Consider the following 18,473-nt stretch of genomic DNA (forward strand, 5'->3'; position numbering starts at 1 on the left):
GGTATTTTCAGCAGTCGGAACACCGGGGAACGGGCCCGCCTCCGTGCCGTTACCGATCAGTCACAACTAGGGTCGGCACAGGACGCACAGCCGCCAGAGAAGGGTGGAGCACATGGCGCAGGAAGTACGCGGCGTGATCGCGGCGGGCAAGGACGAGCCGGTGCGGGTGGAGACGATCGTCGTGCCCGACCCCGGGCCGGGCGAGGCCGTCGTCCAGGTCCAGGCCTGCGGTGTCTGTCATACCGACCTCCACTACAAGCAGGGCGGCATCAGCGACGACTTCCCCTTCCTGCTCGGCCACGAGGCCGCCGGCGTCGTCGAGTCGGTCGGCGACGGCGTCACCGACGTCGCGCCCGGCGACTTCGTGATCCTCAACTGGCGCGCGGTGTGCGGCCACTGCCGGGCATGTCTGCGCGGACGCCCCTGGTACTGCTTCGACACGCACAACGCGCAGCAGAAGATGACCCTCGCCGCCACCGGCCAGGAGCTCTCCCCCGCCCTGGGTATCGGCGCCTTCGCGGAGAAGACGCTGGTCGCGGCCGGGCAGTGCACCAAGGTGGACCCGGCCGTCAGCCCGCAGGTCGCCGGGCTGCTGGGCTGCGGCGTGATGGCCGGCATCGGCGCCGCCATCAACACCGGCAACGTCGGCCGGGGCGACAGCGTCGCCGTCATCGGGTGCGGAGGCGTCGGGGACGCCGCGATCGCCGGGTCGCGGCTCGCCGGGGCGTCGAAGATCATCGCCGTCGACATCGACGACCGCAAACTGGCCAAGGCCCGCGACATGGGCGCCACCCACACCGTCAACTCCCGTGAGACCGACCCCGTCGAGGCGATCCGCGAACTCACCGGCGGCTTCGGCGCCGACGTCGTCATCGAGGCCGTCGGCCACCCCGAGACCTACAAGCAGGCCTTCTACGCCCGCGACCTCGCCGGGACCGTCGTCCTCGTCGGCGTGCCCACCCCCGAGATGAAGCTCGAACTGCCGCTGCTGGACGTCTTCGGCCGCGGCGGCGCGCTCAAGTCCTCCTGGTACGGCGACTGTCTGCCCTCCCGCGACTTCCCGATGCTGATCGACCTGCACCTCCAGGGCCGGCTCGACCTGGGCGCCTTCGTCACCGAGACGATCGCGCTCACCGACGTCGAGAAGGCCTTCGAGCGGATGCACCACGGCGACGTGCTGCGCTCGGTGGTGGTGTTCTGATGGCCGCCCGCATCGAACGCCTCGTCACCTCCGGCCAGTTCACCCTCGACGGCGGCACCTGGGACGTCGACAACAACGTCTGGCTCGTCGGCGACGACCACGAGGTGCTCGTCATCGACGCCGCGCACGACGCCGACGCCATCGCCGAGGCCGTCGGCGACCGGCGCCTCGCCGGAATCGTCTGCACCCACGCCCACAACGACCACATCGACGCCGCGCCCGCCCTCGCCGACCGCACCGGCGCCACCATCTGGCTGCACGCCGACGACACTCCGCTGTGGAAGCTGACCCACCCCGACCGCGACCCCGACGCCCATCTCCAGGACGGCCAGGTCATCGAGGTGGCCGGCGCCGACCTCACCGTCCTGCACACCCCGGGCCACGCACCGGGCGCCGTCTGCCTGTACGACCCCGGACTCGGCGCCGTCTTCACCGGCGACACCCTCTTCCAGGGCGGCCCCGGCGCCACCGGCCGCTCCTACTCCCACTTCCCGACGATCATCGAGTCGATCCGCGACCGGCTGCTCACCCTGCCCCCGGAGACCAAGGTCCTCACCGGCCACGGCGACCCGACCACCATCGGCGCCGAGGCACCGCATCTGCAGGAGTGGATCGACCGGGGCCACTGACCGCCCCCGACCGGGTGAGCCGCCCGACCGGATGAGCCGCTCGACCGGGTGAGCCGTCCGACCGCCCGATGAATCACGACAGAAGATGTCCGGCTTCCCCGGCACCCTCGAACCCACAGCACATCGGGGCCATGGGAGGCCGGACATGTCACACCCGCTCGAAGGCAAGGTCGCACTGGTCGCCGGGGCGACCCGGGGAGCCGGACGCGGTATCGCCGTGGAACTCGGCGCCGCGGGCGCCACCGTCTACGTCACCGGACGCAGCACCCGCGCCCGGCGCTCCGAGTACGACCGCCCCGAGACCATCGAGGACACCGCCGACCTGGTCACCGAAGCCGGCGGCCACGGCATCGCCGTCCCCGCCGACCACCTCGACCCCGCCCAGGTCCGCGCCCTCGTCGACCGCATCGAGAGGGAGCAGGGCCGGCTCGACGTCCTCGTCAACGACATCTGGGGCGGCGAGAAACTGTTCGCCTGGGACAGCCCCCTCTGGGAGCACGACCTCGACGACGGCCTGCGGCTCCTCCGCCTCGCCATCGACACCCACGCCATCACCAGCCATCACGCGCTGCCCCTGCTGCTGCGCCGGCCCGGCGGCCTCGTCGTCGAGATGACCGACGGCACCGCCGAGTACAACCGCGACAACTACCGCACCTCCTTCTTCTACGACCTCGCCAAGACGGCCGTACTGCGCATGGCCTTCGCCCTCGGTCATGAACTCGGCGGGCGCGGCGCCACCGCCGTCGCCCTCACCCCCGGCTGGATGCGCTCGGAGATGATGCTGGACGTGTTCGAGGTCCGCGAGGACAACTGGCGCGACGCCCTCGACCGCGTCCCGCACTTCGCCATCTCCGAGACCCCGCGCTACGTCGGCCGGGCCGTCGCCGCCCTCGCCGCCGACCCGGACGTGGCCCGCTTCAACGGGCAGTCCCTGTCCAGCGGGCAGCTCGCCCGTGTCTACGGCTTCACCGACCTCGACGGCAGCCGCCCCGACGCCTGGCGCTATCTGCCCGAGGTCCAGGACGCCGGGAAACCGGCGGACACCACCGGCTACCGCTGAGCCCATCGGAGTGCCCCGGCGGCCGCTCGCGGACATCCGCGTACGCCATCTGCCCGTGTGATCGTTGCGGCACTACCGTTTTCGAGCATGACCGACACCACGCGCTTCACGGACCACGCAGTCCTGATCACCGGCGCCGCGCGCGGCATCGGCGCCGCCGTCGCCCGCCGCCTCGCCGAGGAGGGCGCCCGCGTCCTGCTGACCGACCGCGACGGGCCGGAGGTCGAGGAGACCGCCGCCCGGCTGCGCGGTCTCGGCCACACCGCCCGGGCCCTGGCCTGCGACGTGGCCGACCGCGCGGCCGTGGAGGCGGCCGTCGCCGAGGCGGTGGCCGCCTTCGGCGCGCTCGACGTCCTCGTGAACTGCGCCGCCTCCTGCACCCCCAACACCCCGCTCTTCGAGGACGACCCCGACGACGCCTGGGACCGCGACCTCGACATCACCCTCACCGGCACCTACCGCTGCTGCCGCGCCGCCCTGCCGCATCTGGCCGTCTCAGGGCGCGGCGCCATCGTCAGCATCGGCTCCGTCAACGGCCTCCAGGACTTCGGCAACCACGCCTACAGCGCCGCCAAGGCCGGCCTGGGCTCGCTCACCCGCACCCTCGCCGGGCACGCCGCCGCCCGCGGGGTGCGGGTCAACCTGGTGACGCCCGGCACAGTGCGCACCTCCGCCTGGGAAGGGCGGGACGCCGACCTCGAGGCGATCCGCCCGCTGTACCCGCTGGGCCGGATCGGGGAACCCGAGGACATCGCCGCCGCCGTCGCCTTCCTGGCGTCCCGCGACGCGGCCTGGATCACCGGCACCACCCTCGTCGTGGACGGCGGTCTCACCGCGGTGAACACCGGGTTCCGGGCGGCGCGGGGCGGCTGGGACGACGAGTGAGACGGCCCGGGCACCGACCGTAACCTCACCGTTCGGTCACAGCCCGGCCGACGGCACAACCGAACCCGCCCCCGACGTGTCTACGCAGCAGTAGTCCACGAAACACACACGTCAGGGAAGGGCCCGGCCATGGGGGACACACGCAGACGGCGCGCCGTCGCACTCGGCATCACCGGCGGACTGGTCGCACCGCTCTCGCTCGCGCTCGGCGCCGCTCCGGCGCAGGCCGCGCCGAGCTGCACCACCTCGGCCGGCCCCTACCAGAAGCAGGTGGAGAAGTTCCTCGGCCGCCCGGTCGACGGCAAGCAGTCCACCACCGACTGCAAGGCCATCCAGGCCTTCCAGACCAAGCACGGCATCACCCCCAACGCCGGCTACGCCGGTTCGGTCACCTGGGGTGTGATGAACCTGATGAACAAGCAGAAGGCCGTCGGGACGAACCCGAACAAGGACGGCAAGTGCCCGACCAACAAGGGCCGTATCGCCTGTGTGAACCTCACGCTCCAGCTCAGCTGGATCCAGGACGGCAAGAAGCTCGTGTACGGCCCGGTCCCGGTCCGCACCGGCCGTGACGGCTACGAGACCCGGACCGGCCTGAAGAAGATCTACTGGCGGCACATCGACCATGTGTCGAGCATCTACAACGTGCCGATGCCGTACTCCCAGTTCTTCGACGGCGGCCAGGCCTTCCACTCGGTCGGCGTCAGCATGTGGAACCCGCCGGGCTCCCACGGCTGCGTCAACATGACGAAGACCGACGCGAAGAAGTACTGGTCGCTGCTGAAGAACGGCGACGACGTCTACGTGTACGGCCGCAAGCCGGGCACCTGAGTCAGGGCAGGCACCCGGCTCGCGGACCGCTGAGGCCCGGGGCTCACGCCTCGGGCGCGTCCCCGAAGTCCGGGATGTCCAGCCGCACCCCGCCCTGCCGCGCCGACTCGTGCGCGACGATGCCCGGCAGGGTGTAGCGGGCGGCCACCCACGCGTTCACCGACGGCAGGGAGCGCGCGTTCACCGCGGTCACGAAGTCGTCGACCAGGAAGTGGTGGCTGCCCTCGTGCCCGTTGTGCAGGTGGTCGAACTCCCGGGGCAGCCGGGAGCGGTCGTGCACCGGCGCCGAACCCGAGGTGAACGCGGCCCGCAGCTCCGGCGCGATGTGCTGCAGCGAGGGGTCGTCCGGGGACACGGTCTGCTTGGGCTCCAGCAGCTCGCTGATGTCCTTGACGCCCTTCTTGTCCTGCCACAGGGCGACCGTGGCCAGCTGCTCCATGCTCGCCTCGGTCCCGAAGAACCGGAAGCGGGACTCCCTGATGTGCGACGGGTAGCCGACCCGACGGAACTCGTTCGTACGGAACGAACCGCCGCCCGCGACCTCGAACAGGGCGGTCGCGTTCGAGAAGTCGTTGTCGAACTGGCTGACCGACCGGTCGAAGACGCCGTCGCCCCGGTCGTCCAGGACGCCGACCGCCGACACGCTCACCGCGTGCGTCTGCCAGGCGCCGAGGACCCCGCCGACCGAGTGGGTCGGGTACAGCAGCGGGGGATAGGAGGCGGTCGCCTTCCAGTTCTCGCCGCCGCTGTACTGGTAGGCCTCGTAGAAGCCGAGGTCCATGTCGTGGACGTAGTCGCCCTCGGCGTAGAAGAGCCGTCCGAAGGCGCCCTCCGCGATCTGGTTGCGGGCGTGCACGGTCGCCGGGTTGTACTGGCTGGTCTCGCCCATCATGTACGTCAGCCCGGTCGCCTTGACCGCGTCGATGATCGCCGCGATCTCCTCCGTGGTGATCGCCATGGGCACGGCGGAGTAGACGTGCTTGCCGGCGTTCAGGCCCTGGAGGACCAGCGGGCCGTGGGTCCAGCGCTGGGTGAAGATCGCGACCGCGTCGACGGCCTTCGACTCCAGCATCGCCTCGTACGAGGGGAAGGTCCCGGCCAGTCCCTGTGCGGCGGCGAGCTGCTCGGCCCGCTCGGGCAGCAGGTCGGTGACGTACACGTCGCTGACACCGGGGTGGGCCTGGAACAGCGTGGCGAACTGGCCGGAGAACTGGCCGGCGCCGACGATGCCGAGGGAGAACGTCATGGAGTGTGTGCCTTTCACTGGCCGAGGATGAGGTTGATCTGGTCGTTGGTCCTGGTCAGACCGGTCACCGGGGCGTCGTTGGCGTAGACGTCCTGCATGGCGGGACGGATCAGCGCGTACACGTCCGCCGCGTAGTCGGTGATCGGGAAGGAGAAGGTCGCGGAGTCCTTCTTGTCGGTGACCGGTTCGGTGAACGCGGACACGTCGATGCCCTTCTTCCGGTACGCGGCCACCGCCGCGGCCGTGCCGTCCGGAGTGGCGGGGAAGACGATGCCGTAGCGGCCGACCGTCTTCTGGCACTCGTTCGAGGCCAGGTACCGCACCCACTTCCTGGCGCCCTCCTTGTTGCGGGCGTTCTTCGTGATGGAGTCGGCGAGGCCGTTCATCATGGTGGCGCGCTTGCCGGTCGGGCCGATCGGGGTGGGCGCGGTGCCGACGTCGAGGCCCTCGGCGCCGTAGTAGCTGGAGATCATCCAGGCGCCGTCGAACGCGGTCGCCGCCTTGCCCGAGGCGACCTGGGCGGTGGCCGGGTTGGCGCCGTCGGTGTAGTCGGTGAAGGGCGCGAGATAGCCCTTCTCCGCCAGTCCGAAGTACCAGTCGATCACCGACTGGAACGTCCGGTCGCCGTACCGGTACTCGGTGCCCCAGCGGGCCTTGTCCGTGTAGTGCCAGCCGGCGGAGGCGGCGAACGGGCTCCAGGTGGTCTGCCCGTCGGCGTCACCGGCGCCGCCGGTCGCCATGCCGTACACCTTCACATGGTGCTTGTCGAAGCCCTTCTCGTCGCCGCGCACGCCGTTGCGGTCGACGGTCAGATGGGCGATGGCCTTCTCGAAGCTGCCGCCGTCCTCCGGGTTCCAGTCCAGGCTGTTGAGCCGGTCGGTGCCGAGTCCGGCCTCCTTGACCATCTTCCGGTTGTAGAAGAGGGCGACGGTGTCCCAGTCCTTGGGGGCGCCGTAGCGACGCCCGTCCTGGCCGCGCCAGTTGGCGGCGAGACCGGGCTGGTAGGCGGAGTCGTCGAGACCCAGGTCGTCCAGCGGTTCGAGGACCTTCAGGTCGGCGAACTGGCCGAACTTCTGGATGTGGTCGGTGAAGACGTCCGGCTCGGTGCCGGCGATGAAGCTCGCGGTGAGCTTGGTCCAGTAGTCCGCCCAGCCCATCTGGGTGATCTTCACCTTGAGATCCGGGTTCTGCTGCTCGAAGCTCTTCGCGCACGCCTGGTAGGCGGGCAGCTGGTTGGCGTCCCAGAGCCAGTACGTCACGGTGTTCCCGCCCGACCCCGCCGCGCCGTCCTGGCCGCAGCCGGTGGCCAGGGACAGGAGGAGCGCTCCGGTCAGCGCCGTGGCCCTCCGTATGTGAACTCGCATCCCCGTCCCCTTACTTGATGCCGGTGAAGCTGATGGAACCGACGATGCGGCGGGCGAAGCAGCCGAACAGCACGAGCATCGGAAGGGCGGCGATCAGCGTGGCCGCCATCAGGCCGGACCAGTCGTAGCCGGTCTGCGGCGTCTGCGCCCGGAAGATGGCCAGCGCCACGGTCAGCACGCGCGAGCTGTCGCTGTAGGACACCATCAGCGGCCAGAAGTAGTCGTTCCAGGCGGTGATGTACGTCAGCAGCCCCAGGGTGAGCAGGGGAGTGGACGCCATCGGCAGCATCAGCCGGAAGAAGATCCGCACCTTCCCCGCCCCGTCCAGCAGGGCGGCCTCCTCCACCTCCCGGGGCACGTTCATGAAGAACTGGCGCAGGAAGAACACCGCGAACGGCGTCATGAACATCGTCGGCAGGGCCACGCCCAGCAGGTTGTCCACCAGGCCGAGCTGCTTGACGAGCACGAAGTTGGGCAGCAGCGTGAAGATCGCCGGCACCATCAGTCCGGCCAGGAACAGCCCGAACACCGCCTCCCGGCCGCGCCAGCGCAGCCGCGCGAAGGCGTAGGCGGCCATGGCGGAGAAGAAGATCTGGCAGACGGTGATCAGGGTCGAGACGACCACCGAGTTGACCAGATAGCGCCAGAATCTCAGTCCGCCGCCCGAGCCGCCCTGGGCGATGGCCTCCTCGGCCGACTGCAGTCCGAGGGCCCGCTCGAAGCCGCCGGTCGTGGCGCCGACCGGGAGGATGTCGCCGGGGTGGGCGGCGAGCGCGTCGTTCGAGGACAGCGCGGTGCGCAGGATCCAGTAGAACGGCAGCATCGTCATGAGCACGATCGCGGCCATCACGGCCCAGGCGACGGCCCGTCCGGGAGTGATCCGGCGCCGTACGCGCCGGATGGTCGTGGTGTCTGCCACGGCAGCCATGTCGGTGTCTCCCTTCCTCAGCCGAGGTCGCTCCGACCGGCGCGGGTGAGCCGGTACTGGAGGACGGTGATGGCGCTCAGCACGACCAGCAGGGCCACGGACATCGCCGAGGCGTACCCGAACTGGAAGCGGCCGAAGGCGGCGCCGTAGATGTAGAACTGCAGGACGTTGGTGGCGTTCGCGGGTCCGCCCGCGGTCGTCACCGCGACGGTGTCGAACACCTGGAAGGAACCGATCACCGTCATGATCAGGACGACCGCGAGGACCGGGCGCAGCAGCGGCATCGTGATCCGCCAGAACATCCGCCACTCGCTCGCGCCGTCCACCTTCGCCGCCTCGTACATGTCGTTCGGGATGGCCATGAGTCCGGCGAACAGCAGCAGCGCGGTGTAGCCGACGTGCCGCCACACGTTGATCAGGGCGATCGTGGGGATCGCCCAGGTCTCGTCGGCGAGGAACGGGATGCGGTCGAAGCCGAGGCCCGCGACGATCTCGTTGCCGATGCCGAGCTGGGTGTCGAGGATCCAGAGCCAGACGATGCCCGCGACGACGTTGGACATCAGATACGGGGTGAGCACGATCCCGCGCAGCACGGCCGACTGGGTCAGCCGCTGCAGCAGTACGGCGATGGTGAGCGCGGAGAGCGTCTGGACGCCGATGTTGATGACCACGTACTCGACGGTCACCCCCATCGAGTCCCAGAAGATGGGGTCGTGGACCATCCGCACGTAGTTGTCCAGGCCCACCCACTCCGCCGGCGTCAGCAGGTTGAAGCGGGTGAAGCTCAGGTAGACGCCCCGCAGCGTCGGCCAGAGCAGGAAGACCAGGAAGCCCAGCAGTGCCGGGGCGATGAAGACGGCGGCGAGCCGGCCGTCCCCGCGTTCCTCGCGGGCCGTCGCCCGCCGTGCCGTTCTCCGGTCCGTCCCTGCCCCCTTCGCGTCGCCCAGGGGCAGACGCGATGGGGGACTGCTGGAGGCGATGGTCATCGGGAGACTCCCTCGTCTGCGGCTCGTCCTCGGGCACTTACTTTTGTGGCGGAAGAATCAGGCCGTCAAGAGGTCGGTGAACATCTTCTTTCCGTCAGGGTGATGGCCATAGACTGACCTCGTTGGTTTTGTGAAGAAAGAAATTACGGATGTGGGAGTCTGACGACCATGACCGCAGCAGTCGACAGCTGGCGTCCGCTGAGCCCCGGTGAACGCGCGGTGGCGATCGAGGTGCTTCTCGCCGGGCCCCTGTCCCGCACCGAACTGGCCCGCCGCCTCGACCTGTCCGCGGGCAGCGTCACCCGGCTGACCAAGCCGCTGATCGAGACGGGCCTGCTCGTCGAGGTCCCCGAGGCCGGCGAGGTGCTGGAGACCCGTCAGGGCCGCCCCTCCCAGCCGCTGGACGTCGTCGCCGAGTCCCGCTCCTTCCTCGGCTTCAAGATCACCGAGGACACCGTCTACGGCGTCGTCACCACCCTGCGCAGCGACATCGTCGTCCGCCACGACCGCCCCCTCACCACCCGCGAGCCCGCCGAAGTCGTGGAGCTGCTGGGGGAGATGACCGAGGAGCTCGCCGCCCGGCACCCCCGGATCGCGGGGATCGGCATCGGCGTGGGGGGCCTCGTCGAGAACCGCTCCGTCGTCGGCGAGTCGCCCTTCCTCGGCTGGAACGACGTACCGCTCGCCGAACTCGTCGCGCACCGCACCGGGTTGCCGGTCGTCGTGGAGAACGACGTCGCCGCCCTCGTCGAGGCCGAGACCTGGTTCGGCGCGGGACGCGGCCTCGACCGGTTCGTGGTCCTGACCATCGGCGCCGGGATCGGCTACGGCCTGGTGCTGGGCGGCCGGCGGGTGCCGTACGCCGAGGAGGACCGCGGGTTCGGCCGGCACTGGATCCTCGACCCGTACGGCCCCCTCACCCCCGATGGGGCGCGCGGCAGCGCGGTCTCCCTGCTGACCATCCCGAACATCCGCTACCAGGTACGGGCGGCCACCGGCACCGACTGCGGCTGGGAGGAGATCCTCCGGGCCGCCGCCGAGGGCGAGCCGATGCCCGCCCGGGTCATCGAGGAGGCGGCCCGCGCCCTGGGCACCCTGGTCGCGCAGATCGCCAACTTCGTGCTGCCGCAGAAGATCCTGCTCGCGGGCGAGGGCGTGGGCCTGATGGATGTGGCCGGGGACACTGTGACGAGGACCATGCGTGCTCAACGCCACCCGCTGGCGGCCCCGGTAGCGCTGGAGACGAAGGTGTCCGACTTCCACGACTGGGCCCGTGGCGCGGCCGTACTCGCCATCCAGGTCCAGGTGTTGGGGACCGCCGACCGCTGAACCCGCCGTCCCGGGGCGGATGATGACGTGATCAGCGACACGGTCCGATATGTCTGTCTTGGGTGCGCTTACTCACAGCGCCTTCACCTGCGGGATCGTATGCTTCACAACATGTCCACCACTGTTGAATTCGCCTCCGATAGGTCGGCTGACGAGGTCAACGAGGAGATCCGGGCGCTGTGGCGCCGGGCGGGCGGGACACTGAGCGTCGAGCAGCGCGAGGAGTACCAGCGCCTCGTCATGGAGTGGGCCGCGGTGGCCCCCCAGCCGGCCAAGGCGGCCTGACCGCCGGCCGCGGCGGGCCCCGCCCCTCCTCGGCGCGACCCGCCCCCGCCGCCCTCGCGGCCTCTCCTCCCGGCCCGCGTCAGCCCCAGGTCGCCGAGTAGTACCGCCGGTACTCCCTGCGGTCCTGCTCGGCCCGGATGAACCGGGTCGCCACCAGGGCGACCATGCTCCCCGCGACGACCAGCAGCCCCGGACCCACGTTGTTCGGGTCCGCCAGCCGTGCCAGCAGCGTCGCGGCCTGCTCACCGGTCACCGGCACCGAGGACCCCGGCGAGGCGTCGGCCGGCGCCCCCGCCCCCTGCGACGGTGCCGGCGCGGGCGCCGCGCCCTTCTTCCCGCCCTCGTCCGACACCAGCAGCTGCACGTCCAGCGCGGCCAGCGCCTTCGTCACCGGTTGGAAGTACGTCGTACCGCCGGACCGGCAGTCGCCGCTGCCGCCCGACGTCACCCCGAGCGCCACCCCCTCGGAGAACATCGGCCCGCCGCTGTCCCCCGGTTCGGCGCACACGTTCGTCTCGATGAGCCCGGTCACCGTCCCCTCCGGGTAGTTGACGGTGGCGTTCAGCGCCGTCACCTCGCCCTCCCGGAGCCCGCTGGTGCTCCCGCTGCGGAACACGCGTTGGCCTACGGCCGGATCGGCCGCACCCGTGATGCGCACGCCCTTGCCGCCGCCGATCGACACCACGTCCGGTGTGGCGCCGGGGTCGCCGGCCGAGTACTTGATCAGCGAGTAGTCGGCGCCGGGGAAGTTCTGCCGCTCGGTCCGCCCGATCTGGTCGGTGCCGGAGCTGTCCGCGAACCACACCGAGCCGTCCGGCCCGCAGTGCCCGGCGGTCAGGACGAAGAAGCGCCGCCCGTCCGTGACGTTGAACCCGGCCGAGCAGCGCCCGGCCGTCGACAGCAGCGGCTGCGCGCCGTTGATCCGGGTGGTGAACGTGCCCTCGGTGCGCTCCATGCGGACGAAGCCGCCGATGTCCTCGGCCATGTCCGTCATCCGCGACCAGTCGCCGGCGGAGACGGTGCTGTCGCCGCGGACGACGACCTGGTTGGTGCGGTAGTCCACGACCCAGGCGGTGCCGGCCACGCGGGGCGCCGAACGCAGCGTCGCCGTCGCCGACTTCAGCTCGTCCATGCTGTGCTCGACCATCTTCGGCTTCATGCCCGCCCCGCTGACCGCGGCGGCCGCCTCCTGGTCGGTGACCGCGACGACCGGCCTGCCGTCGTCGCCGATCCAGCTGCCCGCCGTACGGGAGGTGCCCAGACGGGCGACCAGCTCACCGCCGGGGCCCGGCGTGGCGGACTCGGCGAAGGTCCGCGGCACCGCGGAGGGGCCGGCGGACTCGCTCGCCACGGCGCGTGTGACCATCGTCCCCCCGAGGAGGAGTCCGCCGACGGCCGCCAGCCGTGTCACCCGCCGGACGAGACGTCGTCGTGCGTGCCTCATGCATGGCTCCCGAACCAGGTACAGCGCGGCGCGAACGCCGCGGGGCCCTCCCGGAGTTGAGCACCCGCCGACTCATACGCACCCGGGCCCCGCCGTGTTCATCCCGCCGGTGATCTCGTTCCGGAGCCGCACTCCTCGGAGCTCCGAACAAAAGTGGAGCCAGGCTCGACTCTTGTTCGGAGCTCTTAGACTGCGGCCATGGACGACTCGTCGCTGGACCGGCTCGGAGCGGGCAAGTACCTGCTCATCACCAGCTATCGCAAGAACGGCACCGGGGTGCCCACGCCGGTCTGGGTCGTACGGGACGGGGACGCACTCGGCGCCTGGACGGCCGCCGACTCCTGGAAGGTCAAGCGCATCCGGGCCCGCGCCGACGTCCTGATCGGCCCGTGCGACCTGCGCGGACGCCCCACCGGCGAGCAGGTCCCGGCGACCGCCGAGATCTGTGACGAGGCGACCAGCGCCCGCTACCGCCGGCTCATCGCCCGCAAGTACGGGATCATGGGCCGCCTCACCCTGCTCGGCAGCCGGCTGCGCCGGGGTGTGAAGGGCACCGTCGGGGTGCGGATCACACCGGGTCCGGCGCCGGAGCCCGGTCAGGTCCAGGCGCGGTAGGGCTCGTCGACCAGCTGGAACACGGGCTCGCCGCGCACCGGGTCCTTCGCCGTGGACAGCCGTACCCGGTCCCCGCTGTGGATGCCGATGGGCGGGCCCATGACCCGGCCGCGTACGACGAACCCCTCGGCCATCTCGACGAGGGAGACATTGCGCGCGGCGGGGGTGTTGCGGTGCACCACGGTGGAGTGCCGGACCGTGCCGACGCCCTCGCTGCGTTCGGTGCGCAGATCGCTGCCCTGGCACACCGGGCACAGCAGCCGGTGGTACATCGCGGTGCCGCACCAGGTGCAGCGCTGATAGCGGAGGGCGTCCGTGCCCGCGTCCGTCGCGTCGAGCACGCCGGTCCCGGAGCCGGTGATCCGGCCGGCCACGCTGCCTGAGTGGTGGTACACGCTGCTCAACTCCCTGCGCTCGACCGGAAATCCCGCGTGCGCGGAGACCCGGGCACGCCTGTGCGCGGCTCGCGGTGCCACCGTGCACGGCCTCAGAGTATGGCACTGAGTGCCACTCGTAAAGGCACTGCGTTCCCTGGATTTCGGGAAGATTGCGGGGACCGCGTGGCCGGCCCCGTCAGCCGTGTCCGAGTACGGTCTCCAGCTCCTTGACCACCCGCCACAGCGGCGCGTCACGGCGGGACACGACCACCACGACGTCGCCGTCGGCCTCCGCCGCGGCGGCCCGCGGCGGCTCGGGGACCTCCGCGTACGTCGACTGCACATACGCCAGCGCCCGGTCCACCTCGGCGCCCGCGTCGCCCCGCCCGTCCGACCGCAGCCAGGAGCGCAGCGCGTTGTTGTGCGCGGCGACCACGGCGGCGGCGATCACGTCCGCCCGCAGCGTGCCGTCGGGCCGGCCGGCGAACCGCGCCCGCAGATACCCGGCCAGCGCCCGCTGGTAGCGCCGCACCACCGACAACTCGTAGGCCCGCAGCCCCGGCACCTGCTTGGTGAGCCGGTAGCGCTGCACGGAGAAGGTCGGGTTCTCCCCGTACATGCCCAGCACCAGACGGGCCGCGTCGCACACCCGGCGCACCGGCTCATCGGTCGCGTCGCCCGCGGCGAGGAACGCCTCCATGTCGGCCAGGCACCGCTCGTGGTCCGGGAAGACCACGTCCTCCTTGGACGGGAAGTACCGGAAGAACGACCGCCGGCCGACGCCGGCCAGCGCCACGATGTCGTCGACGGTCGTCTGTTCGTACCCCCGCTCCAGGAACAGCCGGAAGGCCGCCGCGACCAGGGCGTCCCGCATCGGGGGCTTCTCGCCGCGGCCCGGCGCGGCGCTCGTGGAGCTCATGAACGCGAACGTAGCACCCGCACCCGGCCCATATGGCACTCAGTGCACAGGTGTGAGGGAACTGAGTGCCTTCCGACCTGTGGGAAGGAATCCGGGAAGGAATCCGCGGGGCCGAGCGATGAGTTTCCGGCCGGCGACCGGTCGACACTCGTGACAGCGGACGACCCCCGGGAGGTACCCATGGCAGGCGACGGTTTCACCACATGTCTCTGGTTCGACGGCCAGGCCGAGGAGGCGGCCCACTTCTACATCTCCGTCTTCGAGAACTCGAGCGTCGGCCGTGTCACGCGCTACCCGGAGGGCGCGATGCAGCCGGCCGGGAGCGTGATGACGGTCGAGTTCACCCTCGACGGGCAGAGGTTCCTCGGACTCAACGGCGGACCGGAGTTCACGTTCAGCGAGGCGACCTCCTTCATGATCTCCTGCGAGACCCAGGAGGAGATCGACTACTACTGGGACAAGCTCACCGGGAACGGCGGCCGGCCCGGTCCGTGCGGCTGGCTCAAGGACCGGTTCGGGGTGTCCTGGCAGGTCAACCCGGCCCGGCTGCAGGACATGATCGCCGACCCGGACCCCGAGAAGGCCGCCCGGGTCACCAAGGCGTTCATGTCGATGGGCAAGTTCGACATCGCCGCCCTGGAGCGGGCCTACGCCGGAGAGTGACCCCCGTTCACCGGGCCGCGCGGAGGGTCGCGGTGATCTCCCGGGCGATCCGCAGGATGCCGGGGGAGCGGACGGGGCACGGCTTCGGCTTCGTGGTCGTCGGCGCCAGACAGAAGTGCAGAGGGTCGTCCGCGCGGTGCAGCGCCGTGCGGTCGCGGCCCGGCTCCGTGCAGTACGGCGGATGGGCCCGCTCGAAGGACGTGCACGGCAGGTGCCGGACCCAGCTGTGCCGCGCCCCGGCCGCGCTCACCGCCGCCCCCGCGTCGGCCACGAGGTCGCCGGAGGCGGCGGCCCGCCGCTCGTAGAGGGCGTTGACGCGCCGGATGCGTTCGGGCGTGATCGGATCGGGCCCCTGGAGGACCCAGACGATCCGGGCCCCGTCGTGCGCGGCCTCGATCTGGCCGCCGAGCCGCTCCATGTCGGCCGCGTAGCGCGCGTAGTACTTCCGTGGCGAGGCGTCATGGGTGATGCCGCCCATGCACGGCGTGTAGCCCCAGGAGTTGCCCCAGAACTGCAGGACCACGAAGTCCGGCCGCAGCCGCCGCACCAGCGCCGCCGCCTTGTCCGCGGCCGGGACCAGGGACCGCGCGCCCGTGCCCTCCAGGTAGTCGCACAGCGTGGTGCCGGAGTACGGGGCGCTGGAGTAGTGCGCCCGCAGTTCCCGGCGCACCTCCTGCCCGAGGACCCGCTGCGCCTCCATGGCGAGGGAGTCGCCGAGGTACAGCACTGTGGGCGGCCTCGCGGGCGCGGGCCGGGCCTCGCCCCGGGGTGAGGCGGGCGCCCGCTGGTGGGTGGTGGCGGACGCGGCCGGTGTCCCGGGCGGCGCGGGCCCCGGACGGGACGCCGGATCGCCGCAGCCGGCGAGCAGCGCGACACCGAGCACGATCCCCACGCACCACGGCCTGCGCATACGGCGGCTCCCGCCCCGGACACCGAATGGGCCCCCAGGCAAGCACAGCCGTGCCCGATACGGAAGCCCTCGACCGGCCACCCCACGCTGGAAGTTGACGGGCCGTCAGGGATCGTTCACGAGCACCGCCGCCCCGTCGAACCGCCCCTCCTTCAGATCCCGCAGCGCCTCGTCCGCCCGGGACATCGGATACGTGTGCGTCGTCGCCCGGACCCCGTGCTGCGCGGCTAGCGCCAGGAACTCACGGGCGTCCTCCCGGGTGTTGGCGGTGACGCTGCGCACCTGGCGCTCGTAGAAGAGGTCCCGCTCATAGCCGAGCGGCGGGATGTCGGTGAGGTGGATGCCCGCGATCGCCAGCGTGCCGCCCCGGTCCAGGGCGCGCAGCGCCACCGGGACCAGATCGCCGACCGGGGCGAACAGGATCGCGCTGTCCAGCGGCTCGGGCGGCATCGCGTACGCGTCCCCGGCGGAGGCCGCGCCCAGGTCGAGGGCCAGCCGCCGCGCCGCCGCCCCACGCGTGAGGACGTGCACGGTGGCGCCCTCGGCCAGCGCCAGCTGCGCGCACAGATGGGCGCTGCCCCCGAAGCCGTACAGCCCGAGCCGTCCGCCCGGCGGCAGCGCCGACCGCCGCAGCGCCCGGTAGCCGATGATCCCGGCGCACAGCAGCGGGGCGAGGTCCACGTCGTCCAGGCCGCCCGGCAGCCGGTGGGCGAACGCCGCCGGCACGGTCGTGTACGCGGCGTACCCGCCGTCCGCGTCCCAGCCGGTGTAGGAGGAGGCCGGGCACAGGTTCTCCGCGCCCCGCAGGCAGTAGGCGCACGTCCCGTCGGTCCGCCGCAGCCAGGCCACCCCGACGCGCTCGCCCGGCTCGAAGCCGCGCACCGCCGAGCCCGCCCCGGCGACCTCGCCGACGACCTCGTGCCCGGGGGTGACGCCGGGCCGCCGTACGGGGAGATCGCCCTCGGTGACATGCAGATCCGTACGGCACACCCCGCACGCCCGGACCCGGACCAGCAGTTCGTCGTCGGCCGGCACCGGCACCGGTCTGCTCGTCAGGCGCAGCGGGCCGCCGTCGAGCGGTCCCGGCTCGGTCACCGACCACGCGCGCATCGTCCTGTCCGCCATCGTGGACCCCGTCCGCCGACTCGGTCGCCGTCCTTTCCCAGTCTGTGACGGACTTCGCGTTCGGCGCGCGGCCGGACGGCAGCGTGACTACCGTGAGAGACCGGACCATCCACCCAGCGGGAGAGGGCCGCAGCCATGGCCGTGAAACCTGATGGAACCCCCATCTGGGCCGACGCGATGTTCAGCGACCTCGAGGGGGCCAAGAACTTCTACGGGGACGTCCTCGGCTGGACGTTCGGGGAGTCGTCGTCCGAGTACGGCAACTACACGCAGGCCTACGCCCAGGACAAGGCCGCCGCCGCGGTCGTACCGCCGATGCCGGGGCAGGAGGGCCAGTCGCAGTGGTGTCTGTACTTCGCCGCCTCCGACGCCGCCGCGACCGCCGCCCGTATCCGGGAGAACGGCGGGGAGATCCTCATGGAGCCGATGGCGGTCGGCGACTTCGGCACGATGTGCCTCGCCCGTGAGCCCAGCGGAGCCGTCTTCGGCCTGTGGCAGCCCGGCACCCATGTGGGCTTCGAGGCGCCCATGGAGGAACCGGGGGCGTACTGCTGGGGCGAGGTCTTCACCCGCGAGCCGGAGAAGACGGACGCGTTCCTGTCCGCCGTGTTCGGCTACACCGCCCGGCAGATGGAGGACGACGCGATGGACTTCCGCGTCTTCTCGATCGGGGACGACATGGTCCTCGGCCGGATGCGGATGACCGAGGAGTTCCCGCCGGAGATCCCCTCCTACATCAACGTCTACTTCACCGTGGAGAACTGCGACGACGCCGTCGCCCGCGCGGTCAAGCAGGGCGCCGTGCTCCGGTTCGGCCCGATGACCTCGCCGTTCGGCAGGATGGCCGCGCTGACCGACCCGCAGGGCGCCAACTTCTCGGTGATCGACGTCACCACGACCGAGGGCGAGATGCCGAGGACGACCGAGGTGTCCTGAGCCACCCCGATCGGATTCCGGGCGCGCCGCCGGCCCATGGCATGATCGGACGCATGCGTGAACGTGTGGTGGCCGCGTGCGACGGGGCTTCGAAGGGCAACCCCGGGCCGGCGGCCTGGGCCTGGGTCGTGGCCGGCCCGGCGGAGGCACCGGAGCGCTGGGAGGCGGGCCCGCTCGGCAAGGCCACCAACAACGTCGCCGAGCTCACCGCCCTGGAGCGGCTGCTGAGCGCGACGGACCGGGACGTACCGCTGGAGATCCGCATGGACTCCCAGTACGCCATGAAGGCCGTCACCACCTGGCTGCCCGGCTGGAAGCGCAACGGCTGGAAGACCTCCGCGGGCAAGCCGGTCGCCAACCAGGACCTCGTCGTCCGCATCGACGATCTGCTCGACGGCCGTGACGTGGAGTTCCGCTACGTCCCCGCCCACCAGGTCGACGGCGACCCGCTCAACGACTTCGCCGACCGCGCCGCCAGCCAGGCCGCCGTCGTGCAGGAGCCCGCGGGCAGCGCGCTCGGCTCGCCCGAGCCGCCGCCGTCCCCGGACACGCCGGCCGCCAAGGCACCGCGCCGCAAGGCCGCGCCCGCCCGGCGCAACGGCTCCTCCGCGCGCACCATCAAGGCCAAGTTCCCCGGCCGGTGCGTCTGCGGACGCGGCTACGCGGCGGGGGAGTCCATCGCGAAGAACGCCCAGGGCTGGGGCCACCCGGAGTGCCGTACCGCCGACGCCTGACCGGCC

At 71.5% G+C, this 18,473-nt stretch carries 20 protein-coding genes; 11 read left to right on the plus strand and 9 right to left on the minus strand.

Annotated elements, in window-relative coordinates; all coding sequences use genetic code 11:
• Positions 1 to 112: 112 nt before the first annotated feature.
• From KBY32_RS03395 to KBY32_RS03415, 5 genes are all read left to right on the plus strand, one after another.
• Entirely contained in the window at positions 113 to 1,201 is a 1,089-nt protein-coding gene (locus KBY32_RS03395) for an S-(hydroxymethyl)mycothiol dehydrogenase (RefSeq protein WP_210978793.1), read from the plus strand.
• Positions 1,201 to 1,830 (plus strand): MBL fold metallo-hydrolase, encoded by a 630-nt coding sequence (locus tag KBY32_RS03400; RefSeq protein ID WP_055624442.1) that lies wholly within the window; start codon positions 1,201 to 1,203, stop codon positions 1,828 to 1,830. Before KBY32_RS03395 ends, KBY32_RS03400 begins: the two co-directional genes overlap by 1 nt.
• Positions 1,831 to 1,975: 145 nt before the next feature.
• A complete protein-coding gene (locus tag KBY32_RS03405) occupies positions 1,976 to 2,890 on the plus strand; it encodes an SDR family oxidoreductase (protein WP_055624441.1) in 915 nt (304 codons plus the stop codon).
• Between the two features lie 87 nt (positions 2,891 to 2,977).
• Positions 2,978 to 3,775 carry an SDR family NAD(P)-dependent oxidoreductase gene (locus tag KBY32_RS03410; RefSeq protein ID WP_210978794.1) on the plus strand — a complete coding sequence of 266 codons (798 nt, stop codon included), beginning with the start codon at positions 2,978 to 2,980 and terminating at the stop codon, positions 3,773 to 3,775.
• Positions 3,776 to 3,904: 129 nt separating this feature from the next.
• The gene (locus tag KBY32_RS03415; RefSeq protein ID WP_210978795.1) at positions 3,905 to 4,606 is read left to right on the plus strand and encodes a L,D-transpeptidase; all 702 of its coding nucleotides are present in this window, start codon (positions 3,905 to 3,907) and stop codon (positions 4,604 to 4,606) included.
• 43 nt (positions 4,607 to 4,649) lie between these two features.
• Here KBY32_RS03415 and KBY32_RS03420 read toward each other — a convergent pair whose 3' ends face one another.
• Genes KBY32_RS03420 through KBY32_RS03435 form a run of 4 tightly spaced genes read right to left on the minus strand, consistent with a single transcriptional unit; the run spans position 4,650 to position 9,130 of the window.
• Positions 4,650 to 5,852 carry a Gfo/Idh/MocA family protein gene (locus tag KBY32_RS03420; protein WP_055624438.1) on the minus strand — a complete coding sequence of 401 codons (1,203 nt, stop codon included), beginning with the start codon at positions 5,850 to 5,852 and terminating at the stop codon, positions 4,650 to 4,652.
• Between the two features lie 14 nt (positions 5,853 to 5,866).
• On the minus strand, positions 5,867 to 7,216 hold the full coding sequence (locus KBY32_RS03425) for a sugar ABC transporter substrate-binding protein (protein ID WP_210978796.1): 1,350 nt from the start codon (positions 7,214 to 7,216) through the stop codon (positions 5,867 to 5,869).
• A gap of 10 nt (positions 7,217 to 7,226) precedes the next feature.
• Positions 7,227 to 8,144 (minus strand): carbohydrate ABC transporter permease, encoded by a 918-nt coding sequence (locus KBY32_RS03430; protein ID WP_210978797.1) that lies wholly within the window; start codon positions 8,142 to 8,144, stop codon positions 7,227 to 7,229.
• A 17-nt stretch (positions 8,145 to 8,161) separates the two neighbouring features.
• A complete protein-coding gene (locus KBY32_RS03435) occupies positions 8,162 to 9,130 on the minus strand; it encodes a carbohydrate ABC transporter permease (RefSeq protein WP_210978798.1) in 969 nt (322 codons plus the stop codon).
• Positions 9,131 to 9,298: 168 nt separating this feature from the next.
• Here KBY32_RS03435 and KBY32_RS03440 point away from each other — a divergent pair, with 168 nt between their 5' ends.
• Both KBY32_RS03440 and KBY32_RS03445 read left to right on the plus strand, forming a co-directional pair.
• On the plus strand, positions 9,299 to 10,459 hold the full coding sequence (locus KBY32_RS03440; RefSeq protein WP_210978799.1) for an ROK family transcriptional regulator: 1,161 nt from the start codon (positions 9,299 to 9,301) through the stop codon (positions 10,457 to 10,459).
• Positions 10,460 to 10,558: 99 nt separating this feature from the next.
• Positions 10,559 to 10,744 (plus strand): hypothetical protein, encoded by a 186-nt coding sequence (locus KBY32_RS03445; protein ID WP_055624433.1) that lies wholly within the window; start codon positions 10,559 to 10,561, stop codon positions 10,742 to 10,744.
• A 79-nt stretch (positions 10,745 to 10,823) separates the two neighbouring features.
• Here the strand turns inward: KBY32_RS03445 and KBY32_RS03450 are convergent, their stop codons facing one another.
• Positions 10,824 to 12,188: a S1 family peptidase gene (locus tag KBY32_RS03450; RefSeq protein WP_210978800.1), complete on the minus strand. Its 1,365-nt coding sequence runs from the start codon at positions 12,186 to 12,188 to the stop codon at positions 10,824 to 10,826.
• 198 nt (positions 12,189 to 12,386) lie between these two features.
• Here KBY32_RS03450 and KBY32_RS03455 point away from each other — a divergent pair, with 198 nt between their 5' ends.
• Positions 12,387 to 12,803: a PPOX class F420-dependent oxidoreductase gene (locus KBY32_RS03455; RefSeq protein ID WP_210978801.1), complete on the plus strand. Its 417-nt coding sequence runs from the start codon at positions 12,387 to 12,389 to the stop codon at positions 12,801 to 12,803.
• Here the strand turns inward: KBY32_RS03455 and KBY32_RS03460 are convergent.
• Entirely contained in the window at positions 12,785 to 13,198 is a 414-nt protein-coding gene (locus KBY32_RS03460; protein ID WP_210978802.1) for a Zn-ribbon domain-containing OB-fold protein, read from the minus strand. The two genes, KBY32_RS03455 and KBY32_RS03460, sit on opposite strands and share 19 nt — an antisense overlap.
• A gap of 178 nt (positions 13,199 to 13,376) precedes the next feature.
• Positions 13,377 to 14,099 (minus strand): TetR family transcriptional regulator, encoded by a 723-nt coding sequence (locus KBY32_RS03465; protein WP_210978803.1) that lies wholly within the window; start codon positions 14,097 to 14,099, stop codon positions 13,377 to 13,379.
• A gap of 180 nt (positions 14,100 to 14,279) precedes the next feature.
• On the opposite strand from KBY32_RS03465, the gene KBY32_RS03470 reads away from it, so the two are divergent.
• Complete coding sequence (locus KBY32_RS03470; RefSeq protein WP_210978804.1) at positions 14,280 to 14,762, plus strand: VOC family protein; 483 nt, start codon at positions 14,280 to 14,282, stop codon at positions 14,760 to 14,762.
• Between the two features lie 7 nt (positions 14,763 to 14,769).
• On the opposite strand, the gene KBY32_RS03475 is transcribed toward KBY32_RS03470, so the two are convergent.
• Together KBY32_RS03475 and KBY32_RS03480 are read right to left on the minus strand one after the other, a co-directional pair.
• Positions 14,770 to 15,672 (minus strand): SGNH/GDSL hydrolase family protein, encoded by a 903-nt coding sequence (locus KBY32_RS03475; protein WP_210978805.1) that lies wholly within the window; start codon positions 15,670 to 15,672, stop codon positions 14,770 to 14,772.
• Between the two features lie 105 nt (positions 15,673 to 15,777).
• On the minus strand, positions 15,778 to 16,782 hold the full coding sequence (locus tag KBY32_RS03480; RefSeq protein ID WP_210978883.1) for a zinc-binding alcohol dehydrogenase family protein: 1,005 nt from the start codon (positions 16,780 to 16,782) through the stop codon (positions 15,778 to 15,780).
• Positions 16,783 to 16,932: 150 nt separating this feature from the next.
• On the opposite strand from KBY32_RS03480, the gene KBY32_RS03485 reads away from it, so the two are divergent.
• Together KBY32_RS03485 and KBY32_RS03490 are read left to right on the plus strand one after the other, a co-directional pair.
• Complete coding sequence (locus tag KBY32_RS03485) at positions 16,933 to 17,733, plus strand: VOC family protein (protein WP_210978806.1); 801 nt, start codon at positions 16,933 to 16,935, stop codon at positions 17,731 to 17,733.
• Positions 17,734 to 17,774: 41 nt separating this feature from the next.
• Positions 17,775 to 18,467 carry a ribonuclease H gene (locus KBY32_RS03490; protein WP_210978807.1) on the plus strand — a complete coding sequence of 231 codons (693 nt, stop codon included), beginning with the start codon at positions 17,775 to 17,777 and terminating at the stop codon, positions 18,465 to 18,467.
• Positions 18,468 to 18,473: the final 6 nt, after the last annotated feature.

It is taken from the genome of Streptomyces sp. RK62 (assembly GCF_018070255.1).
GTDB classification, from domain to species: domain Bacteria; phylum Actinomycetota; class Actinomycetes; order Streptomycetales; family Streptomycetaceae; genus Streptomyces; species Streptomyces nigra.